The 18,446-nt window shown below is 57.0% G+C and carries 19 protein-coding genes; 5 read left to right on the top strand and 14 right to left on the bottom strand.

What is annotated here, in order from left to right; all coding sequences use genetic code 11:
• Window positions 1–52: 52 nt before the first annotated feature.
• The gene (locus L384_RS12455; protein WP_023324109.1) at window positions 53–1,423 is read right to left on the bottom strand and encodes an NAD-dependent succinate-semialdehyde dehydrogenase; all 1,371 of its coding nucleotides are present in this window, start codon (window positions 1,421–1,423) and stop codon (window positions 53–55) included.
• A gap of 139 nt (window positions 1,424–1,562) precedes the next feature.
• Window positions 1,563–2,522 carry a hypothetical protein gene (locus tag L384_RS22315; protein ID WP_022650343.1) on the bottom strand — a complete coding sequence of 320 codons (960 nt, stop codon included), beginning with the start codon at window positions 2,520–2,522 and terminating at the stop codon, window positions 1,563–1,565.
• Between the two features lie 167 nt (window positions 2,523–2,689).
• Between L384_RS22315 and L384_RS12460 the strand changes: the two genes are divergently transcribed.
• Complete coding sequence (locus tag L384_RS12460) at window positions 2,690–3,961, top strand: DUF445 domain-containing protein (protein WP_023324108.1); 1,272 nt, start codon at window positions 2,690–2,692, stop codon at window positions 3,959–3,961.
• Here L384_RS12460 and L384_RS12465 read toward each other — a convergent pair.
• From L384_RS12465 to L384_RS12495, 7 genes are all read right to left on the bottom strand, one after another.
• On the bottom strand, window positions 3,958–5,034 hold the full coding sequence (locus L384_RS12465) for a DUF2955 domain-containing protein (RefSeq protein ID WP_003863094.1): 1,077 nt from the start codon (window positions 5,032–5,034) through the stop codon (window positions 3,958–3,960). The genes L384_RS12460 and L384_RS12465 overlap by 4 nt on opposite strands.
• Entirely contained in the window at window positions 5,024–6,091 is a 1,068-nt protein-coding gene (locus tag L384_RS12470) for an HlyD family secretion protein (RefSeq protein WP_086527941.1), read from the bottom strand. The genes L384_RS12465 and L384_RS12470 overlap by 11 nt, the downstream gene beginning before the upstream one ends.
• Entirely contained in the window at window positions 6,088–6,558 is a 471-nt protein-coding gene (locus L384_RS12475) for a MarR family winged helix-turn-helix transcriptional regulator (RefSeq protein ID WP_003863089.1), read from the bottom strand. The genes L384_RS12470 and L384_RS12475 overlap by 4 nt, the downstream gene beginning before the upstream one ends.
• 149 nt (window positions 6,559–6,707) lie before the next feature.
• Window positions 6,708–7,403: an ArsR/SmtB family transcription factor gene (locus L384_RS12480; protein WP_032608444.1), complete on the bottom strand. Its 696-nt coding sequence runs from the start codon at window positions 7,401–7,403 to the stop codon at window positions 6,708–6,710.
• Window positions 7,378–7,773: an amino acid-binding ACT protein gene (locus L384_RS12485; protein WP_023324107.1), complete on the bottom strand. Its 396-nt coding sequence runs from the start codon at window positions 7,771–7,773 to the stop codon at window positions 7,378–7,380. Before L384_RS12485 ends, L384_RS12480 begins: the two co-directional genes overlap by 26 nt.
• Complete coding sequence (locus tag L384_RS12490; protein WP_023324106.1) at window positions 7,766–8,089, bottom strand: antibiotic biosynthesis monooxygenase family protein; 324 nt, start codon at window positions 8,087–8,089, stop codon at window positions 7,766–7,768. The genes L384_RS12485 and L384_RS12490 overlap by 8 nt, the downstream gene beginning before the upstream one ends.
• Before the next feature lie 75 nt (window positions 8,090–8,164).
• Entirely contained in the window at window positions 8,165–9,580 is a 1,416-nt protein-coding gene (locus tag L384_RS12495; protein ID WP_023324105.1) for an aldehyde dehydrogenase family protein, read from the bottom strand.
• Window positions 9,581–9,680: 100 nt separating this feature from the next.
• On the opposite strand from L384_RS12495, the gene L384_RS12500 reads away from it, so the two are divergent.
• The gene (locus L384_RS12500) at window positions 9,681–10,583 is read left to right on the top strand and encodes a LysR family transcriptional regulator (RefSeq protein ID WP_023324104.1); all 903 of its coding nucleotides are present in this window, start codon (window positions 9,681–9,683) and stop codon (window positions 10,581–10,583) included.
• On the opposite strand, the gene L384_RS12505 is transcribed toward L384_RS12500, so the two are convergent.
• Window positions 10,570–11,049, bottom strand: a complete 480-nt coding sequence (locus L384_RS12505; RefSeq protein ID WP_003863077.1) for a carboxymuconolactone decarboxylase family protein — start codon at window positions 11,047–11,049, stop codon at window positions 10,570–10,572. The genes L384_RS12500 and L384_RS12505 overlap by 14 nt on opposite strands.
• A gap of 102 nt (window positions 11,050–11,151) precedes the next feature.
• Between L384_RS12505 and L384_RS12510 the strand changes: the two genes are divergently transcribed.
• Window positions 11,152–12,540 carry a MocR-like pyridoxine biosynthesis transcription factor PdxR gene (locus L384_RS12510; protein ID WP_023324103.1) on the top strand — a complete coding sequence of 463 codons (1,389 nt, stop codon included), beginning with the start codon at window positions 11,152–11,154 and terminating at the stop codon, window positions 12,538–12,540.
• A gap of 85 nt (window positions 12,541–12,625) precedes the next feature.
• Here L384_RS12510 and L384_RS12515 read toward each other — a convergent pair whose 3' ends face one another.
• Window positions 12,626–12,787, bottom strand: coding sequence for a DUF1127 domain-containing protein (locus L384_RS12515; RefSeq protein WP_003863073.1), 162 nt, complete (start codon window positions 12,785–12,787; stop codon window positions 12,626–12,628).
• A gap of 176 nt (window positions 12,788–12,963) precedes the next feature.
• Here L384_RS12515 and L384_RS12520 point away from each other — a divergent pair, with 176 nt between their 5' ends.
• Window positions 12,964–14,379 carry an aminotransferase-like domain-containing protein gene (locus tag L384_RS12520; RefSeq protein ID WP_023324102.1) on the top strand — a complete coding sequence of 472 codons (1,416 nt, stop codon included), beginning with the start codon at window positions 12,964–12,966 and terminating at the stop codon, window positions 14,377–14,379.
• Window positions 14,380–14,460: 81 nt separating this feature from the next.
• On the opposite strand, the gene foxA is transcribed toward L384_RS12520, so the two are convergent.
• The 3 genes from foxA to L384_RS12535 form a co-directional block, all read right to left on the bottom strand.
• Window positions 14,461–16,569, bottom strand: coding sequence for a ferrioxamine B receptor FoxA (foxA, locus tag L384_RS12525; protein WP_114078588.1), 2,109 nt, complete (start codon window positions 16,567–16,569; stop codon window positions 14,461–14,463).
• A 121-nt stretch (window positions 16,570–16,690) separates the two neighbouring features.
• A complete protein-coding gene (locus L384_RS12530) occupies window positions 16,691–17,647 on the bottom strand; it encodes a helix-turn-helix domain-containing protein (protein ID WP_022650335.1) in 957 nt (318 codons plus the stop codon).
• 134 nt (window positions 17,648–17,781) lie between these two features.
• Window positions 17,782–18,015, bottom strand: a complete 234-nt coding sequence (locus L384_RS12535; RefSeq protein WP_003863067.1) for a DUF2171 domain-containing protein — start codon at window positions 18,013–18,015, stop codon at window positions 17,782–17,784.
• 219 nt (window positions 18,016–18,234) lie between these two features.
• Between L384_RS12535 and L384_RS12540 the strand changes: the two genes are divergently transcribed.
• Window positions 18,235–18,420 carry a hypothetical protein gene (locus L384_RS12540; protein ID WP_003863066.1) on the top strand — a complete coding sequence of 62 codons (186 nt, stop codon included), beginning with the start codon at window positions 18,235–18,237 and terminating at the stop codon, window positions 18,418–18,420.
• The last annotated feature ends 26 nt before the right edge of the window (window positions 18,421–18,446 follow it).

Raw genomic sequence — 18,446 nt, 5'->3', positions numbered from 1 at the left:
GCCACCTGATAGATAAAAAAACCTGCCCTTCGGCAGGTTTTTTATTACTACGTCACTTACGCACCACCACCAGCTTCTGGTTCACAAACTCTTTGATCCCCAGATCCGACAGCTCGCGTCCGTAACCCGAACGTTTTACGCCGCCGAACGGCAGTTCTGCCGCCGTATCGGTGAGCCAGTTGATGTACACCATCCCGGTCTCAATGCGCGACGCCATTTTCTTCGCGCGCTCGATGTTCTGGCTGAACACCGCTCCGCCCAGACCGTAGTGGGAGTCGTTCGCCAGGGCAACCGCCTCGTCGTCGTTTTTCACCACATAAATCTGCGCTACCGGACCAAAGAACTCTTCGAAATACGCCGGGTTATCGCGCGAGATATTGGTCAGGATGGTCGGCTCAAAGAAGCTCCCGTCACGCTGCACCGGCTTGCCGCCATGGTGCAGCTTCGCGCCGTTTTTCACCGCCTCGTTAACCTGCTTAGTTAGCGTCTCCAGCGCGTCTTTGGATGACAAAGGCCCCAGCGTGGTACTTTCGTCCAGCGGATCGCCAATCTTCACCTGCTTAAACGCCTCGGTGAATTTGTTCAGGAAGGCGTCTGCAATCTTTTCATGCAGGATAAAGCGCTTCGCCGCGGTACAGACCTGCCCGGCGTTATTAAGCCGCGCGTTAACGCCGATCTTCACGGCTTTCTCCAGATCCGCATCGTCCAGCACCACGAAGACGTCGTTCCCGCCCAGTTCAAGGGTCGATTTTTTGATGTGTTTCGCAGCCTGTGCCGCAACCACGCTACCCGCTTTTTCTGAACCGGTCAGCGCCGCCCCCTGTACGCGATCGTCGGCGATGATGTTCGCCACCTGTTCGGACGAGATAAACAGGTTGGTCCACGCCCCTTCCGGCGCGCCCGCTTCACGTACCAGCTGTGCAAAGGTTTCTGCACAGTGCGGCACGATACTGGCATGCTTGGCGATCACCGGGTTGCCCGCTGCCAGGTTTGGCGCCAGAACGCGCATCAGCTGATAGTATGGGAAGTTCCATGGTTCGACGGCCATCAGCACGCCGATGGGGTGATGTTCAACCCATGCTTCCCCGAGTTCAGAGTCATACTTCACCGGGGCCAGGAACTGCTTCGCGTTGTCAGCATAGTAGCGGGCGATTTGCGCGCATAGCTTCACTTCACCGCGGCTTTGTTCGATGAGCTTACCCATCTCCTGACTGGCGATTTTCGCCAGATCCTCCACGCGTTCGTCGATCAGGTCCGCCAGCTTATGCAGCACCGGCAGGCGCTGGCTTATGTCACCTTTCGCCCAGTCGGAGTGATAGAGCGCATCGGCTGCCTTCAGCGCCGCTTCAACGTCTGCGTCAGTGTGAGAGGGATATTCTTTGATGAGCTGGTTCGTGGCAGGATTTACTGTCTGGTAAGCCATATCGAATCTCCTTGTTTTACCGCTTAGGGTATTAAGGGTAGTCAATCTGTCTGACTATGAAGGTAAAGTTGGGTATATACGGAGGGTTCTTATACGTTTTCCCCCTTTCGTTTACCGACAGGAGGAACTGTGATTTTAATTATTTCACCCAATGAGGGATATTTTCTGTCGATACATTTTTTACAGTATATCCTTTCCCCTCTTGCGAGTTTTTAACACAAGTTATCTCATCGAACCCCCACTTTCCGTTACGATTGAAAAAGTAAGCTGTGTACTTATCGGTATTATAACCGAAATATCTCTCGTTAGGGCGTGATATTTTTTCATTCTCACATGTAAAATCACTCCGCCATTCACTGCCAGTAGAATATTTTAAAACATAATATGCTACTACATCCGGCCTGCTTGAGACAAATAATACGATTAAACTCGTTAGAATCAAAGCACCAAAAATAGTAAAAAGTCTATATCCTTTTGCATGATCAGCAGTCACGATGAATATTACGTAAGTAGTCAACTGCAATATAAAAAATATCAATACAAAAAATGAACTGAGCTTCCATGTAAACTCCAACCATGGACTGGATGATAAATCCATATTACTCAACTGAAGAAATAAACTTGCCGAGAACGCACTAGATAAAACATAACAGATTGATATAAATGAAAATAACATAACCCGTATATTTTTTACTTTCTCATGGCCATCTTTCTCGAGAACAAAGATTGTTAAAACGCTGCTAATAACAATAAAAATGGAGAACATCACCAACAGTACTTTTGCAAGAAAACCAAACTGTATATTTATTGCAAAAGGAAAAAGAAGAAACGCACCCCAGGCAAGGAGCGACGCCCATCCGGCCAACTTATTTACAACACCGCCACTTTCGAACCGAATAAAATGAATAATAATTTCCCGGGCACGCTGCCTTTTTAAATACAGCATGACTAAAAGGCCAATAAATAATGCATATGACAAATAAACCCGAACTGGATCTTTTATTTTCAACAAAACAAAACAACCTACAAAGAAAAGGAACAAATATAAATCCAAGGATTTATTTTTTATTCCATTTATAAAACGATACAGTAAATTCATTTTATATACCCCAGAAAATAGATTATTATTAGCTATGAGAAACGAATACTCCGAACCAGAAAGAGAATGCAACAAATCTTCTGATCTGTCAGTTAAAAGAGGAATTTTAATTCTTCACCAGATAGCACATTTTGCATTTTACCTCCATCACCCTCTATCCTTAACCCATGGAAAAGCATACCGAACTCAAACGCGCCAAGCTTCTCGCGCTGTCGCTGCTGCTGATTGCCGTCGCAGCGTTTATCACCACCCTGTTCCTGCCGCAAACCTTCTGGGTGCGCGGCGTAAAGGCCATTGCCGAGGCGGCGATGGTTGGCGCGCTGGCGGACTGGTTTGCCGTTGTCGCGCTGTTCCGCCGGGTGCCCATTCCCTTTATCTCGCGCCATACGGCGATTATCCCGCGCAATAAAGACCGCATTGGCGACAATCTCGGCCAGTTCGTGCAGGAAAAGTTTCTCGATACGCAATCCCTTGTCGATCTTATCCGTCGCTACGAGCCCGCACAGATGATTGGGACCTGGTTCAGCCAGCCCGATAACGCCCGGCGCGTGGGGCATCATCTGGTGCAGGTGATGGGCGGTTTTCTGGAACTTACCGACGATGGGCGCATCCAGCGCCTGCTCAAACGCGCGGTGCATAAGGCTATCGACAAGGTCGATTTAACCGAGACCAGCGCCGTCATGCTGGAAAGCATGACCAAAAACAACCGTCACCAGGTGCTGCTGGACGCCATCATAAACCGCCTGATTACCCTGATTCAGCGGGAAAGCACGCGGGAATTTATTGCTGACCAGATCGTTCACTGGCTTAAGACCGAGCATCCGCGCAAGGCCATGGTGCTGCCCACCGAGTGGCTGGGCGATCAAAGCGCGGAGATGGTGTCGAACGCGGTGAACACGCTGCTGGACGATATCAGCCACGACCGTACGCACCAGATCCGTCAGGCGTTTGACCGCGCCACGATCAAGTTCATCGACAATCTGAAAAACGATCCGGAGATGACGGCGAAAGCCGAGAATATCAAACACTACCTCAAGAATGATGAGGCCTTTAACCGCTATCTGGGGGAAATGTGGGCTGACCTGCGCCAGTGGCTGAAAAATGACATGCAGAGCGATGATTCCCGCGTGAAGCAGCGTATCGCCAACGCCGGGCTGTGGTTTGGCGAAACGCTGACCAACGACGCCAGCCTGCGGGCGTCGCTGAATGAGCATCTGGAGCAGGCCGCGCACCGCGTGGCGCCGGATTTCGCCGCGTTCCTGACGCGCCATATCAGCGACACGGTGAAAAGCTGGGATGCCAAAGACATGTCACGCCAGATAGAACTCAATATCGGTAAAGATCTTCAGTTCATTCGCGTTAACGGTACCCTGGTGGGCGGTACGATTGGCCTGATCCTGTTTCTGCTCTCGCAGCTACCCGCCGTGCTGGGGCATTAATCCGCTTTTGGCGGCGCGATAACGTAGCGCGTCGCCTCGAAGCGATTCAGGATCAGGTGCACCAGAAAGACCATCGTCAGCGTGACCACCAGCGCGAAGGTAACGGAGGTGATGCGGTATAGATCGCTGAACACCAGGTCGCTGTCCGGGTGCATGTTCTGCCCGAACATAATGCCGATGGTGGTGATACTGGCGAAGCCTACCCCGGCGCCGACCTTCTCCATTACGTGCAGACGCGCGCCAAACGCCAGACCAAGGCCAATCAGCGGCATCATCAGCAGCATATGGCTGCTGTGATCGTAGAGGATAAGCTGGACGACAAGGATATAGAGGCACCCCAGCACCACGCCAACCACGCGCCAGATGGAGCTGATAACCGAGCCGCGATAGTGCATCGGGAACAGGATCAAAATCCCCGCCATCAGCGCCGAAAGCGAGTCGCTTAAGTCGCTAATCTGGAACACGACGAAAATCAGCGTCGCCACGGTGCCGGATAGCAGCGACTCGTGGCGCACGCGGGCATCGTCTTTCTCAATCAGCGGCGGCGGCTTACGCGGCTCCACGTCCGGCAGCAGGTAGTTCATCAGCGCGCTCAGGCACACCGCCATCACGCTCGCTTCGATGTTAGAGAATAAAAGCGTGTGCCAGTTGGTGGTGGGGTAGCTCATAAAGTTGAGCATCACGCTCTGGCAAACCACGCCCATCGAGCCGAACAGGAACAGCGGCCCCTTACTCATAAAGCGAAAACGCATCACGTACAGGGCAAACACCACCAGCGTCATGATGACCGGCCACTGCGACAGATAGCCGATAATCAACACCATTTCGACGCAGTTCAGCGAGGCGCTGAAGATAAACTGCTTCGCCACGTGGCGATTAAACACCGGTACCAGCGAGAGAAGCATGATCGGGTAGACCACAAAAAACACGCCGTAGCTGGTGTTGTAGAAACTCGAAATACTGAGCGCAATCATCCCGGCAAAGACGATACGCAGGGTCTGGCGAAAGTCGTTTGCCGTATAGACGATGTTGCCGTGCGGGGTAAATACCCGTGCCAGGGTGCTAATAGACATAGTGAAGCAGGCTCACCAGATGGATTTGCATCCCGGAGAAGAATCGCGCAAACGGCCCTTCGCTGTTGTAGAGCTGCACGGTGGCGCGCGCGCCGGTCGGCAGCGGCTTCGGTAAGGCTTCGTCCAGCGCTACGTGAATGCGCATACGCTGGGCATCACGCACCCAGCGGTTGGAGGTTTCCGGTTCAGAAAGTTGACCGTTTACGGCCTCCTGTCCGGCGAGGATCCCCGCGTCGCTGCTGGTAACGTGGGCACGGAAAACGTGCCCCGGGAAGGCGTCAAACACCACGGCAGCGTCGGTCCCCTGATGGGTATGACGCAGGCTCTTCTCGCGGAAATCCGCCACGATATCGATCCGGGTGTTCACCAGCGCCAGCGCAGCCGAACCGGATGAGGCGTAAAAACCGGGGCTTAATTGCAGGTTACTGACCGTGCCGTCCGCCTCGGCGTAGACCTTCGTCCAGCCAAGATTCAGCTCCGCTTCATCCAGCGCGTTACGGTATTTTTGCAGCGTCACGTTACGGTGCTCATCCCGCTCGCCGCGCTGAATGCGCAGGTTATGAATATTCGCCTGGATCGAGCTGACGGACTGCTCGCTGCTCTGCCAGGTGGTACGGACCTTATCCAGATCCGCCTGCGATACGTTCTGCAAGGTGCTCAGTTTCTGGTAGCGGTCGAATGTCACTTTGTCGTTACGCGCGGTCAGCACGGCGGTTTTCAGGCTGGCCTGCGCTGCGGCAATCTGCGCATCCAGCTGATCGTTAGACAGACGCGCCTGTTCCAGCGCGATCTGCGCCGCCTCGACCTTATTGCGAAACGGCGTGGCGTCGAGCTCAAACAGCAGATCGCCTTTCTTAACCTGGCTATTGTTATGGACATGTACCGCCGCCACATACCCGGAGACGCGGGCAGACACCGGGGTCACCACGCGCATCACGGTGGAGTCCGGCGTCAGCGGGATCCAGATATCCGCGACGATAAAGTAAACAAACATCAGCAGGAAAGAGGCAATACTCACCCTTACCCAACGGGCAAACTTTTGTTCAGGAGTCATTATTTTTCGGTCTTATTATCTTCTTCGCGGATTGTCCGCAAATTGCAGGCGATTTGATTGAGAGTAGCGCTGAAAATATCGATATGTTCCGGCGCGATGTTTTGCGATACGCGCGCCTGGAACGTCTCAATCACCTGAGAGAGCCTTTCAAGAATGGCTTTTCCCTCAGGCGTCAGCGTCAGCAGCCGGATACGCTTGTCATACGGCGAGACGGTGCGCAGCAGGTAGCCCTGCTTTTCCAGCTGTGTCAGCGTGCGCATTAGGGGAGGCAGTTCAATGCCCTGCACTTCCGCCAGCTCGCTGACCGAGACGTTATCCCCGAGTTGATGAAGCTGCATCATCACCGTCCAGCTCGACTGGGTTAACCCGGTGTCGAGAATGGCGTCGTCGATGACTGCGCGCCACTGACGCACGATCATCGCCATCCGCATGCCCATCGGCCTGCGGCTAAACAGATCTTCTTCACTCATGGGGAGCCCTCTCGTAGTACGCCATCACGATAATAGTTATCAGGATAAGTATCAAGAAACGAGAAGTTAAAGCGCAGGAATTGCGAAACGATGTTCTCCCTCTCCCTGTGGGAGAGGGTCGGGGTGAGGGCATCAGCCCGCAGCGGCGTTTAGCGGCTAAAATGCTTCCTGACGGCACTTTTCCCCGAAGCCGTCACCACCACCTCCCGATAACCCGCCACCCGCTGGATCCAGCCTTTGCTTTCCATGTGGATAAGCAGCGCAGCGCCCGCCTCACCGCCAAGATGAAACCGCCGCTCGCTCCAGTCCAGGCAGGCGCAGCAGGCCTTCCGACGCGGATGAGCGCTTAACGGAATACCGAGCGCCAGGAACTGCTCCCGACCATACAGGGTCAATGCGGAACCGTCAGCCTCCAGCCAGCCTTCCGCCTGCATGAAATCATAGATCTGCACCGCCACCGCGCCTGCGAGATGGTCGTAGCAGGTCCGGGCTTCACGCATGGCTTTCGGCGCGCTGGTTTCCGGCGGGGTAATGCGGCTCCACGAAAGCCCCATCATCTGTTCCACCAGCGCCGCCACGTCGTGCCCGGCAAGACGATAATAACGATGCCGCCCTTGCGACAGGCAGGTAATTAGCTGCCCTTCAACCAGCCGGGCAAGATGCCCGCTGGCGGTCGACGGCGCAACGTCTGCCGCCGCACTCAGTTCAGTGGCCGTCCACGCACGCCCGTCCATTAGCGCACAAAGCATCTTCACGCGCGACGGATCGGCCATTGCAGCCGCCACCGCGGCAATCGCCTTTTCCAGCATCGCGCTGTTATCAGAGGGTAAGCTCGTCTTTAACATTCGTCGCCCAGGGTGTGGTGATCTCAGCGGCCAGCTTATCATCATCCGTCAGCAGAATAAGGTGATTCGCATGGTCACTGTACTGAGTCAGGATAGACACGCCGCGTGCCGCCAGCGCCGCCGCTATCTCGCCCAGCTCGCCAGGACGCTCCTGCTTAAGCTTTCTGAGCACCGGCTTTCGCAGCGCCTGCACGGTAAACCCGGCGTCGAGCAGCACACGGCGGGCTTTTTCCCCGTCCTCCACCAGGAAATGGGCATCGGTACCGAATACGCCGCCACCCTCAAGCCCCACGCCGTTGCGCCCCAACAGCTGTCCAAAGCGCGCCAGCTCGCCGGGCCCGTCGCGGAAAATCACGTGAACGTCATACATCCGCGTGCCCTCCGGTTTCGGAACTGTATTCCCGCACCAGCTGCGCCACGCGAATACGGTAGAAAGAGAAAATCGACGCCCGTCCTTCGGCCTGCGCCGCCTGATGAAAGACGTTCAGCTTCCAGCGGCGGACGGCCTCTTCATCCCGCCACCAGGAAAGGGAGAGGATTTTGCCGTCGGTCGTCAGGCTCTGGAACCGTTCGATATCGATAAAGCCGTCGATGTCGGCCAGCAAAGGCTTAAGCTCTGCGGCAAGTTGGAGGTAGCGCGCCTGATGGGCAGGCGCGGCTTTGGCTTCGAAAAGGACTGCGATCATGATGGTCTCTCCGCTGTGATGTTGAGGAGAGAATGCAGGATGGAAAAGCACAATGCTTCGGTAAAGAGCGAAGCTTTAGCCCAGAACCGACCTCGGCTCCATAAACGCGCGGATCCCCCACTCGCCCATCTCGCGCCCCACGCCGGAGTGCTTAAACCCGCCAAACGGCGCTTTCGGTTCATGAGCCAGGGTGTTCACCAGCACGCGACCGGAAACAATCTGCTGTGCCACGCGTCGCGCGCGGTCCACATCGCCGCCCAGCACCATCGCGCTCAGGCCGTACTCGGTATCGTTGGCAATGGCAATCGCCTCCGCCTCGTCCTGATAAGGGATTACGCACAGCACCGGGCCGAAAATCTCGTCGCGGGCAATGGTCATCCGATTGTTCACGCCGGCAAACAGCGTCGGACGCACAAACCAGCCGTCCCGCGTGCCTTCCGGTCGCCCTTCGCCGCCCGCCAGCAGGCGCGCCCCTTCTTCGATTCCTTTGCGGATATAGCCCTGCACCCGCAGCCACTGCTTTTCGCTGACCATCGGGCCGACGTCTGTCGTGCTGTTGCGCGGGTCGCCGGATTTCACCGCCGCCACGGCCTGCGCCAGCGCGGTTTCGATCTCCGCCTTGCGCGAGTAAGGCACCAGAATGCGCGTCCCGGCCACGCACGCCTGCCCGCTGTTCATAAACCCGGCCTGGATCACCAGCGGGATCGCCTGCTCGAGATCCACATCATCCAGCAGGATCGTCGGCGATTTACCGCCCAACTCCAGCGTTACGCGCTTAAAGCTTTCCGCCGCGTTGCGCAGGATCGCCTTGCCGGTATTCGTGGAACCGGTGAACGAGATTTTCGCGACGTCCGGATGGCGGCTGAGGGTTTCGCCCACCGTCTCGCCGCGTCCGGTGACGATGTTAAACACGCCCGGCGGTAGCGCGGCGTCGCGCAGCGCTTCGGTGACAATCTGCGTTTGCAGGGCGCTCATTTCGCTCGGCTTGATGACCGCCGTGCAGCCCGCCGCCAGCGCGGCCGCCAGTTTGCCGCAGATAAACCCCGCATCGCTGTTCCACGGCGTAATCAGCCCGGCCACGCCGAGCGGCGTCATCTGCACCGTTGCGGCACCTGCGGAGGTGACAAACTCAAATGCCTCCAGCGCCTCGATGGCCTGAGCAATCACCTCTGCCGGATAGCTTGCCATCCACGCCGAGCGCGAGGCGGGCGCGCCGTACTCTTCAATGACCGCTTCCAGCAGAGCGTCGTGACGAGCGGCCACGGCGGCGTGCATGCGCTTCAGCGCGGCGATGCGTTCCTGCTTTGTGGTCTGCGACCACGCCGGAAACGCCGCTTTCGCCGCCGCGATAGCGCGTTCAGCGTCAACCTCATCCGCCAGGCGAACCTGGCCGATGACCTGCGCCGTCGCCGGATTGTACAAATCAAACCGTTCGGTACCGTGCGGGGTAACAAACTCGCCGTTAATAAAGATCTGTTCGATGGTGTGCATATAAACCTCCTCAGGCTGTGTGAGCCCAGTCTGTCACGGCTTCTCCGTTGCGATAATCCACGCTATGCTGCAAGGGTTGTTTCGATTTTCAGGATAATCTATGCATCGTTCAGGTCTGACAGAGCTGGAAGTGGTGATGGCGGTGGTGCGGCGCGGCAGCTTTCGCGGCGCGGCGCAGGAACTGGGGATGTCCGCCACGGCGGTCAGCAACGCCATCGCCGGGCTGGAGAGCCGCCTTGAGACGCGGCTTTTCAACCGCACCACCCGCAGCGTGGCGCTCACCGACGCCGGACAGCGCTACGTGGCGCGTATCGGCCCGGCGCTACAGGAGATCCGCCTCGCCGGGGAGGAGATCCACAGCGACACCGGGGAACCCGCCGGAACGCTGCGCCTCAACGTGCCGAACCATATCGGCACCCTGTTTCTGGACCAGCTGCTGATCGACTTCATGATCCGCTACCCGAAAATGCGCGTGGAAACGGTGAGCGAAGCGAGGATGATCGACATCGTCGCCGAAGGCTATGACGCGGGGATCCGCCTCGAAGAGTCCGTTCCGCAGGACATGATCGCCGTGCCGCTGACCGGTGAGATCCGCCAGCTGGTGACCGCCACGCCGGACTATTTCGCCCGTCACGGCATACCCGAGACGCCGGACGATCTGCTTTCACATCAGGGGATCGGCATGCGCATGGCCCACGGCGGGATCTACCGCTGGGAGCTGGCGCGTCGGGGGGAAACGTACGCCCTTGCCGTACCACCGCGCTTTGCGACGTCCGATCTTTTTGCCTCGATCCGCGCCGTAAAGGCGGGATTAGGGGTAGGATTTTTGCCGGAACTGTATATTCAGGACGAGCTGAAAAGCGGGGAGCTGGTGAGCGTCTTAAACGACTGGGCGCAGCCGTTTGCCGGGCTGCGCCTGTACTACCCCGGCCATCGCCACGTCCCGCCGGGGTTGCGGGCGCTGGTGGCGATGATCCGCGAGCGCGGGATTATTCCAGGTTAGCCTTGTTCAGCCCGTACGCCGCATCCAGCGAGCCCGGCTCCATGCGGGAGGTAATGCCCAGGCGGTTCCAGGCGTTGATCGCCACGATGGCGAAGTTCAGCTCTGAAATCTCCACGTCCGAGAAGTGCTCCGCCACGCTGCGGTACAGCGCATCGCTCACGCCGTGAACGCCGATTTGGGTCAGCGCTTCGGTGAAGGCCAGCGCCGCTTTTTCACGGGCGCTGAACAGCGGGGACTCGCGCCAGGCCGCTAGATGGTACAGGCGCAGCTCGCGCTCGCCGGCGATTTTCGCCTCTTTTGAGTGCATATCGAGACAGAACGTACAGCCGTTCAGCTGCGACACGCGAATGTCGATCAGGTGCTTCAGCGCCGGATCAATAGAGGTTTTCGCCACTTCCATGCTCAGGGCGGAAAGCGCGTTGGTGAGTGCAGGTGTGGCTTTGTGGTGGTTTACGCGAGTGCTCATTGTCTTTCCTCTTTTTTGTGCGGCATGTGTCATGCGATGAAGCAAATCTACGCCGTTCATGACATAGTAAAAAGATACAAAAAGCGTGAAATGAGGTAGGACATGAAGCCGGGCTATCACGAGATTTATTCCCGCTATCGCGACAACATCATGCGCGGCGTGCTGAAGCCGGGCGACAGGGTACCTGCCATCCGCCTGCTGGCGGAAGAGCTGAAGGTGGCGCGCAAAACCGTCGAGACGGCGTATGCCATTCTGACGGGCGAAGGGTATCTGGTGAGCCAGGGCGCGCGCGGGACGCGGGTGAATCCGGATCTTCTGCTGCCCGCGCAAAACGCCCCCACAGAACAAGCGACCGGCACGCTGCCGGCGTCGTTGATTAGCCAACGCGAACGAGCCGGTTTTCTGCGCCCCGGCATTCCCGCGCTCGACAGCTTCCCCTATAAAAAATGGCTGCTGCTGGCGGGCCAGGCGACGCGCGCCATGCGTCAGGATGAAATGCTCAACCCGCCCGTTCTGGGCTGGTATCCGCTGCGCGAGGCGATAGCCCGCTATCTCAATATCTCGCGCGGGTTATCCTGCACTGCGGAACAGGTAATGATCACCAGCGGCTACAGCGGCAGCCTGCGCCTGATCCTCGACACGCTCGCCAGCCGCAGCGATAAGGTGGTATTTGAGGATCCAGGCTACTTTATGGGCCAGCAGTTGCTCAAGCGCATTGTGCCCCGCCTGCACACCGTGCCGGTCGATCGCGCAGGGATGGATACGGACTACCTGCTGCGTAATCACCACGATGCCCGCTTCGCCATCGTTACTCCGTCGCACCAGAGCCCGCTGGCGGTGACGCTCTCCCTGCCGCGCAAGCAGCAGTTGCTCGACTGGGCGTCACAAAACGAGGCGTGGATTATCGAAGATGATTATGACGGCGAATTTCACTACACCCGCAAAGTGCTGCCGTCGCTGAAAAGCCTCGACCAGCATGACAGGGTGATCTTTATGGGCACCTTCAGCAAAACCATCATGCCATCGCTGCGCATGGGGTACGTGGTGATGCCCGCCAGCACCGTCGGCGCGTTTACCGACAGCGCGGACATCCTCACCAGCGGCCAGCCGGTGCTGACGCAAAAGATCCTCACCGCGTTTCTCAACGAAGGGCATTTTTTCCGTCATCTGAAAAAGATGCGCGCGCTCTATCAGACCCGCCGCGACTGGATGATTGCCGCCCTGCGTGAGGTCTATGGCGATCTGTTTTTCACCGAGCAAAACGACGGCGGGATGCATATTGTCGCGTTCCTCGCAAAGGGAAGCGCTGACCGGGAGATCGCCCGCTGCTGGCAGGAACAGCAATTGCAGGTCAATGCGCTTTCGGCGTGGTATCACGGATCAGGAAAACGCTACGGGCTGGTGATGGGCTATAACAACGTGCGGTCGTATCAGGAGGCGCTGGATTTGCTGGAAAGGCCGAAACGGCAGACGCTAGAACTGTTGAGCTGAAAACCACCGGGTGGCGGCTGCGCCTTCCCCGGCCTACGGTCTCCTGTAGGCCCGGTAAGCGTAGCGCCACCAGGCAACCCTATGCTCACACATCATATCGCGATAACCCGACGTCCTTGAGCTGCTCGTCGCTCATCTGGCTCAGAATACGGCGGGTACGGTTGATGCGATACCAGTTACGCAGCGTTTTCGCTACCCAGACAAACGCGATAAACGGACGTTTTGAACGATTCTCGTAGAATTCCATGATGCTCTCCTCGCTGTGCCAGTGGGGTTATCATCCTGGAAATCGACCTGCGCAATACAGATGCAAAAACAACTTTTTTTTAACATACAGATCCGCTAAAACGGTATCTGCATGCCGTTTTTTGCGGCAATCTGTACTGGTTTAATAATCTGTATGGTGAAAATAAAGGATACAGCATGACGCGCTATCAACATCTGGCCAACCTCCTGGCGGAACGCATTGAACAAGGGCTGTATCGCAGCGGCGAACGTCTGCCGTCGGTACGCACGCTGAGCCAGGAGCACGGCGTGAGCATCAGCACCATACAGCAGGCCTACCAGATCCTCGAAAACCTCCAGCTGATCACGCCTCAGCCGCGCTCCGGCTATTTCGTCTCGAAACGCAAAGCCCAGCCGCCCGTACCGGCAATGACCCGCCCGGTGCAGCGCCCGGTGGACGTTACCCAGTGGGATGAGGTGATGATGCTGCTGGACGCCCGCGCCGACAAAGAGATGATCTCCTTTGGCGGCGGCTCGCCGGACATTAACCAGGCGAGCCTGAAGCCCCTGTGGCGCGAGATGAGCCGCATTGCGCAGCATAATCCGGGCGAAATGCTGAGCTATGACGTGCTCGACGGGCGCCTGGAGCTACGCGAGCAAATCGCCCGTCTGATGCTGGATGGCGGCTCCACCGTGGCGGCAAACGAGATTGTCATCACCAACGGCTGCCACGGCGCGCTGTCGATCGCCCTGCTCTCGGTGTGCAAACCGGGGGATATCGTGGCGGTGGAATCGCCGTCGTTTCACGGCACCATGCAGATGCTGCGCGGCTTTGACATCAAGGCCATTGAAATTCCCACCGATCCTGAAACCGGGATCAGCATCGAAGCGTTGGAGCTGGCGCTGGAGCAGTGGCCGATCAAGGCGGTGATCCTGGTGCCAAACTGCAATAACCCGCTCGGGTTTATCATGCCGGAGGCGCGGAAGAAGCAGGTCTTAGCCCTGGCACAGCGGCACGATATCGTGATTGTTGAGGATGATATCTACGGCGAGCTGGCGGCGGAGTATCCGCGTCCGCGCACCATTCATTCTATGGATATTGATGGTCGCGTGCTGTTATGCAGTTCGTTTACCAAGACCGTGGCGCCGGGCCTGCGCGTCGGCTGGATTGTGCCGGGGCGCTATTACGATCGAGTGATGCACATGAAGTACGCCGCGGGCGGGTTTAACGTGCCGGGCACGCAGATGGCGGTGGCGGCGTTTATCCGCGACGGCCATTACCATCGCCACGTGCGGCGTATGCGCCAGATTTATCAGCAGAATATGGAGACCTACACCTGCTGGGTGCGGCAGTATTTTCCGGCAGAGATATGCGTCACCCGCCCGCAGGGCAGCTTCCTGCTGTGGGTTGAGCTGCCGGAGACGGTCGATATGGTGTGCGTCAGCAAGCAGCTGTGCCGGCTGAAGATCCAGGCCGCGGCCGGGTCGCTGTTTTCCGCCTCCGGGAAGTACCGCAACTGCCTGCGGATCAACGTAGCGCTGCCGCCGACAGACAAAAATCGCGAGGCATTGAAAAAGATGGGTGAAGCGATTGTGATTGCGATGGAGGAGTAGTGCGGCATTTTGCCCTCACCCCGCCCCTCTCCCACAGGGAGAGGGAGAAAACCGCTCCCGCCCCCCGGCAAAATCAACAACTCAGAACTTCCACGAAACGCTGCCCACAATGCTGCGTTCTGCACCGAAGTAGCAGTAAGAGAGAGAGTTACAGGCCGCGACGTAGCTTCTGTCCGTCAGGTTATTGACGTTCAACTGCGCGCTCACGCCCGTGAGCCCCACTTTCGACAGGTCATACCCCACGGTCATATCCACCAGCGTGTACGACGGAAGCGTATGGGTATTCTGGCGATCGCTGGCGATCCCGTTGACATAGCGCACGCCGGAGCCGACGGTCAGGCCGTCCAGCGGGCCGGTTTTGACGTCGTAGCTCAGCCAGGCGCTGGCCATGTTACGCGGGGCATAAACGGCGCGCTTGCCCTCCTCTTCCGGGCTGCTCTTCTTGTAGCGAATATCCGTGTAGGTGTACGCCGCCTGCATACGCAGGCTGTCGGTCAGCTGACCAATCGCCTCCAGCTCAACGCCTTCGGATTCGATTTCACCAATGGAACGGTACGGATCGGTCGGCTCCTCTTTAGTGGCAATGTTCTTCTGGTTGATGCGGAACACCGAGGCGCTGAACTGGCTGTTCATCCCCTCTGGCTCATACTTTACGCCCGCTTCCCACTGCTTGCCCTTCATCGGATCCAGGATATTGCCCTGCTCGTCGGCAAAGCTGGTCGGCGTAAAGGCGGTAGAGTAACTGACGTACGGCGCAACGCCGTTATCAAACAGATACAGCAGCGCCGCGCGGCTGCTGAAGTTGTTTTTATCCAGATCGCTGCGGGTGTGGTTAAAGTTGTCGACGTTCGACACGCTCACCTGGTCGTAACGCCCGCCCAGCGTCAGGCGCCAGCGGTCAATGGACATCTGATCCTGTAGGTAGTAGCCGGTCTGGCGCAGCTTGTGTTTTTCCCTGCTGTACTGGGTGATGTAGTCCGGCTTCGCGCCGTAAACAGGATGGAAAGCGTCAATCGGCGGGAAGCCGCCGTAGTAGCCGGTGACGTTGTTGGTGCGGTCCTGATAGTCCATGCCGATCAGCACGCGGTGGTTCACCTCCCCGGTGTCGAAGCTGCCGTCGACCTGGTTATCCAGGGTGATGGCGTTCATCTTCTCGTCAGAGCCGGAATAGCCGCGATTCAGCTCGGTGTCATTCAGCCAGCCTGCGGCATACACCTGGTTCAGCTCGACTTTGGTGTGCAGGTAGCGCAGCTTCTGGCGCACAGACCAGCCGCTGTCAAACAGGTGCTCGATGTTATAGCCGACCATGTTTTCCCGACGATCGTACTTGTCGTAATCGTCCTCGCCCTCGAAGAAGGTGTTGGAGATTTTCTTACCGCTGTGCGGTACAACGGTGCCCTCATATGGCAGGCCGGAGTGGCTGCCGCCTTCCGGATCGCGGTGCAGGTAGGCCATCAGATCCAGACGGGTGTTGTCGGTGATACGCCAGGTCAGGCTCGGCATCAGGGCGTAACGCTCTTCTTTGAGCGGATCGAACTGGGAATCAGCATAGCGGGTCATCCCGCTGAGGCGCACCGCCACGCGGTCGTTATCATCAACCGGGCCGGTCACGTCGAACATCGCCCCACGCTGGTTATTGTTACCGGCGAAGAGCTTAATCTCCCCGCCAGGATCGAACGATGGCTTACGGGAGGTGAGCGCCACAATCCCGCCCGGCGATGAGCGGCCATAGAGCACGGAGGCCGGACCGCGCACGACTTCGATACTGTCCAGGAACCACGGGTCAACCACCAGCGAGCTGTGGGAATTGGTGTCGCCCATCATCTTCAGGCCGTCGAGGTAGACGTTGTCCAGACTGCCGTCCGAGAAGCCACGCAGCACCATGTAGTCAAAGCGGTTTGACGCCCCGATCTGGTTGCTGTAGACCCCCGGCGTGTAGCTCACGGCCTGACGCACGCTGGTTGCGCCCTGCTCTTCGAACTGCTCGCGCGTGACGATAGAGACCGACTGCGGGGTTTCAATATCCGGTGTTTCAACCTTGGTGGCCGCAGACTGCATCTGCGAGGTCACCACCACGGTGTCAGTTTTTTGGGCATCCTGCGCCAGTAAAGGAAAAGCGACGCTACCGGTAACCCATCCCACCAGCAGTGCCAGACGCGATTTAGCAAACATAACCCTCTCCAGAGATATTTCTTATTGTTAATAAGAATTATTACCTTTTTGAGAGTGCAAACGGCTATGCGTACAGCCAGGTTACGTATGCGCGATGCTAAACCGCACGGGATTCATTCGCGCGACAGGAGAAATTACGTTAGCGGAGTTTGCGCACGTCACCCGGTGAAATCCCGTAATGACGACGAAACGCGGTGGCGAAGTTGGTGGCATGCTGATACCCGCACATCCACGCCGCCTGCTGCACGCTGTGGCCTTCCAGCAGATAGCGGCGCGCCAGCGCAAGGCGACAGTTGCGGAGATAGTCGAAGAGGGTGCAGCCATAGCGCTGACGGAACTTGCTACGCAGGCTGCTTGGGCTCATTGCAGCCAGGGCTGCCAGCTGCGCGAGAGTATGATCCCGTTCAGGAGACTGTTCCAGCAGGCTCCGCACGCGTTCAAGACGCGCATGCTCAGGGCGGCTTGGGCAAGGCTGCTGGCGCTGGTTGAGGCCATGGCCGAGCAGCTGATACATCAGCCCCTCAAGCAAAAGCTTGCGTGAAAGCACGCTTACCCCCTGCCGCTGCGCATGCAGAATACCTGACATCACAAACTCGGGAACCTGCCAGACAAAGGCGGGTGCATTCAGGCTTTGCCATTCCAGAAGCAATGACTCAAGCAAGGCTTCACGTCCGGCATCGTGCGGGTACACGCCAAACGAGAGCGTTTTCAGCGTGCTGTCGGCATCGTGACGCGCGCTCATTACCTGATCTTCACTCAGACGTGAGCTGAACGCCATGCCCGGGCGGACGGGATAATTGATACCATTGAGCGTGAGCGTCACGCACCCTTCCAGCACCACCAGCATATAGAGCGGGCTGCTGTGGCGAGAGGTGGTTTCATAGGGCTGTAATACACGTACGTCGGAATGGGTCAGCGAAATGCCGGACGAGAGCATCATCTCTTCAACATTCCCCTGCAACACGGGGCTACCGCTGACCTGCGCCTCTTTTAACTGGGGGAAACGGTAGTCAATGCCATAGCGCTCGCCGAATACCTGAAAATCTTCAACAAAAAATATGCGTTTCGCTGATTTATTTTCACTCTGGAGCATCATTCGGGGCCTGCATCGGGAAAGGACAGGCAAAACAGTACCATCCATTTGCAATGGCAGCAATCACCGGGCGCAGACACTATTACGCTCCGGACGAAGCCGGAGCGAAGGCATATATTTCCTTGCGAGAGATATATTTATGCTTCCTGCCACTCAGCAAAAACCTCTTTATGGTTTTTGGTCAGGACAACTTTATTATCTTCGACTTTATCAACCCAGCCGAGAGGAATAAAATGGTGCTTGCCGCCCGATTCCGGATCGCTCTTCGCAAGCTTGATACGCTCACCATCAAGATGGTCCACAACCCCGACGTGCGTTCCGCAGCTGGCGACAACCTGAGTGTGATCCTTAATTGCGCTTTTATCTACCATAATTATTCTCCTGTTTCGGTTATTTGCCTGTTGCACGAAATTAACTGTAGCGCATAAATTAAGGCTTAAACGCCCTATTAGCATTTTGAAACATCATTGACAGAACCGAATATTCATTCTACTTAACGCCGAAATGAAAAAATAAGAATGAGATGAATTATTACCGACTGATTATTTCCCGTTCATAATTAACTTATCGCAACCAACGAGGAGGTATTTATGACGATTCGCAACAATCGGACAGAAATTTCGCTGGCTCTTGGTGAAGCGGTTTTAGACATCGTGCAAAAAGGCCATGAGTTATCGCGAGAGAATCTCGCCCAGGCGATGAAAATCAAAGCGGAGAAAGAGCGCGACGACGAGCGGCTTTTGAACTACTGGAAGGCGTGTAATATGCTGGTTTGAACGTAGCGGCGTTTAGGCTGACTAAA

This window comes from Enterobacter sp. MGH 38, assembly GCF_000492855.1.
Classification (GTDB): domain Bacteria; phylum Pseudomonadota; class Gammaproteobacteria; order Enterobacterales; family Enterobacteriaceae; genus Enterobacter; species Enterobacter hormaechei_C.
This window is presented reverse-complemented; position numbering and strand designations above follow the sequence as displayed.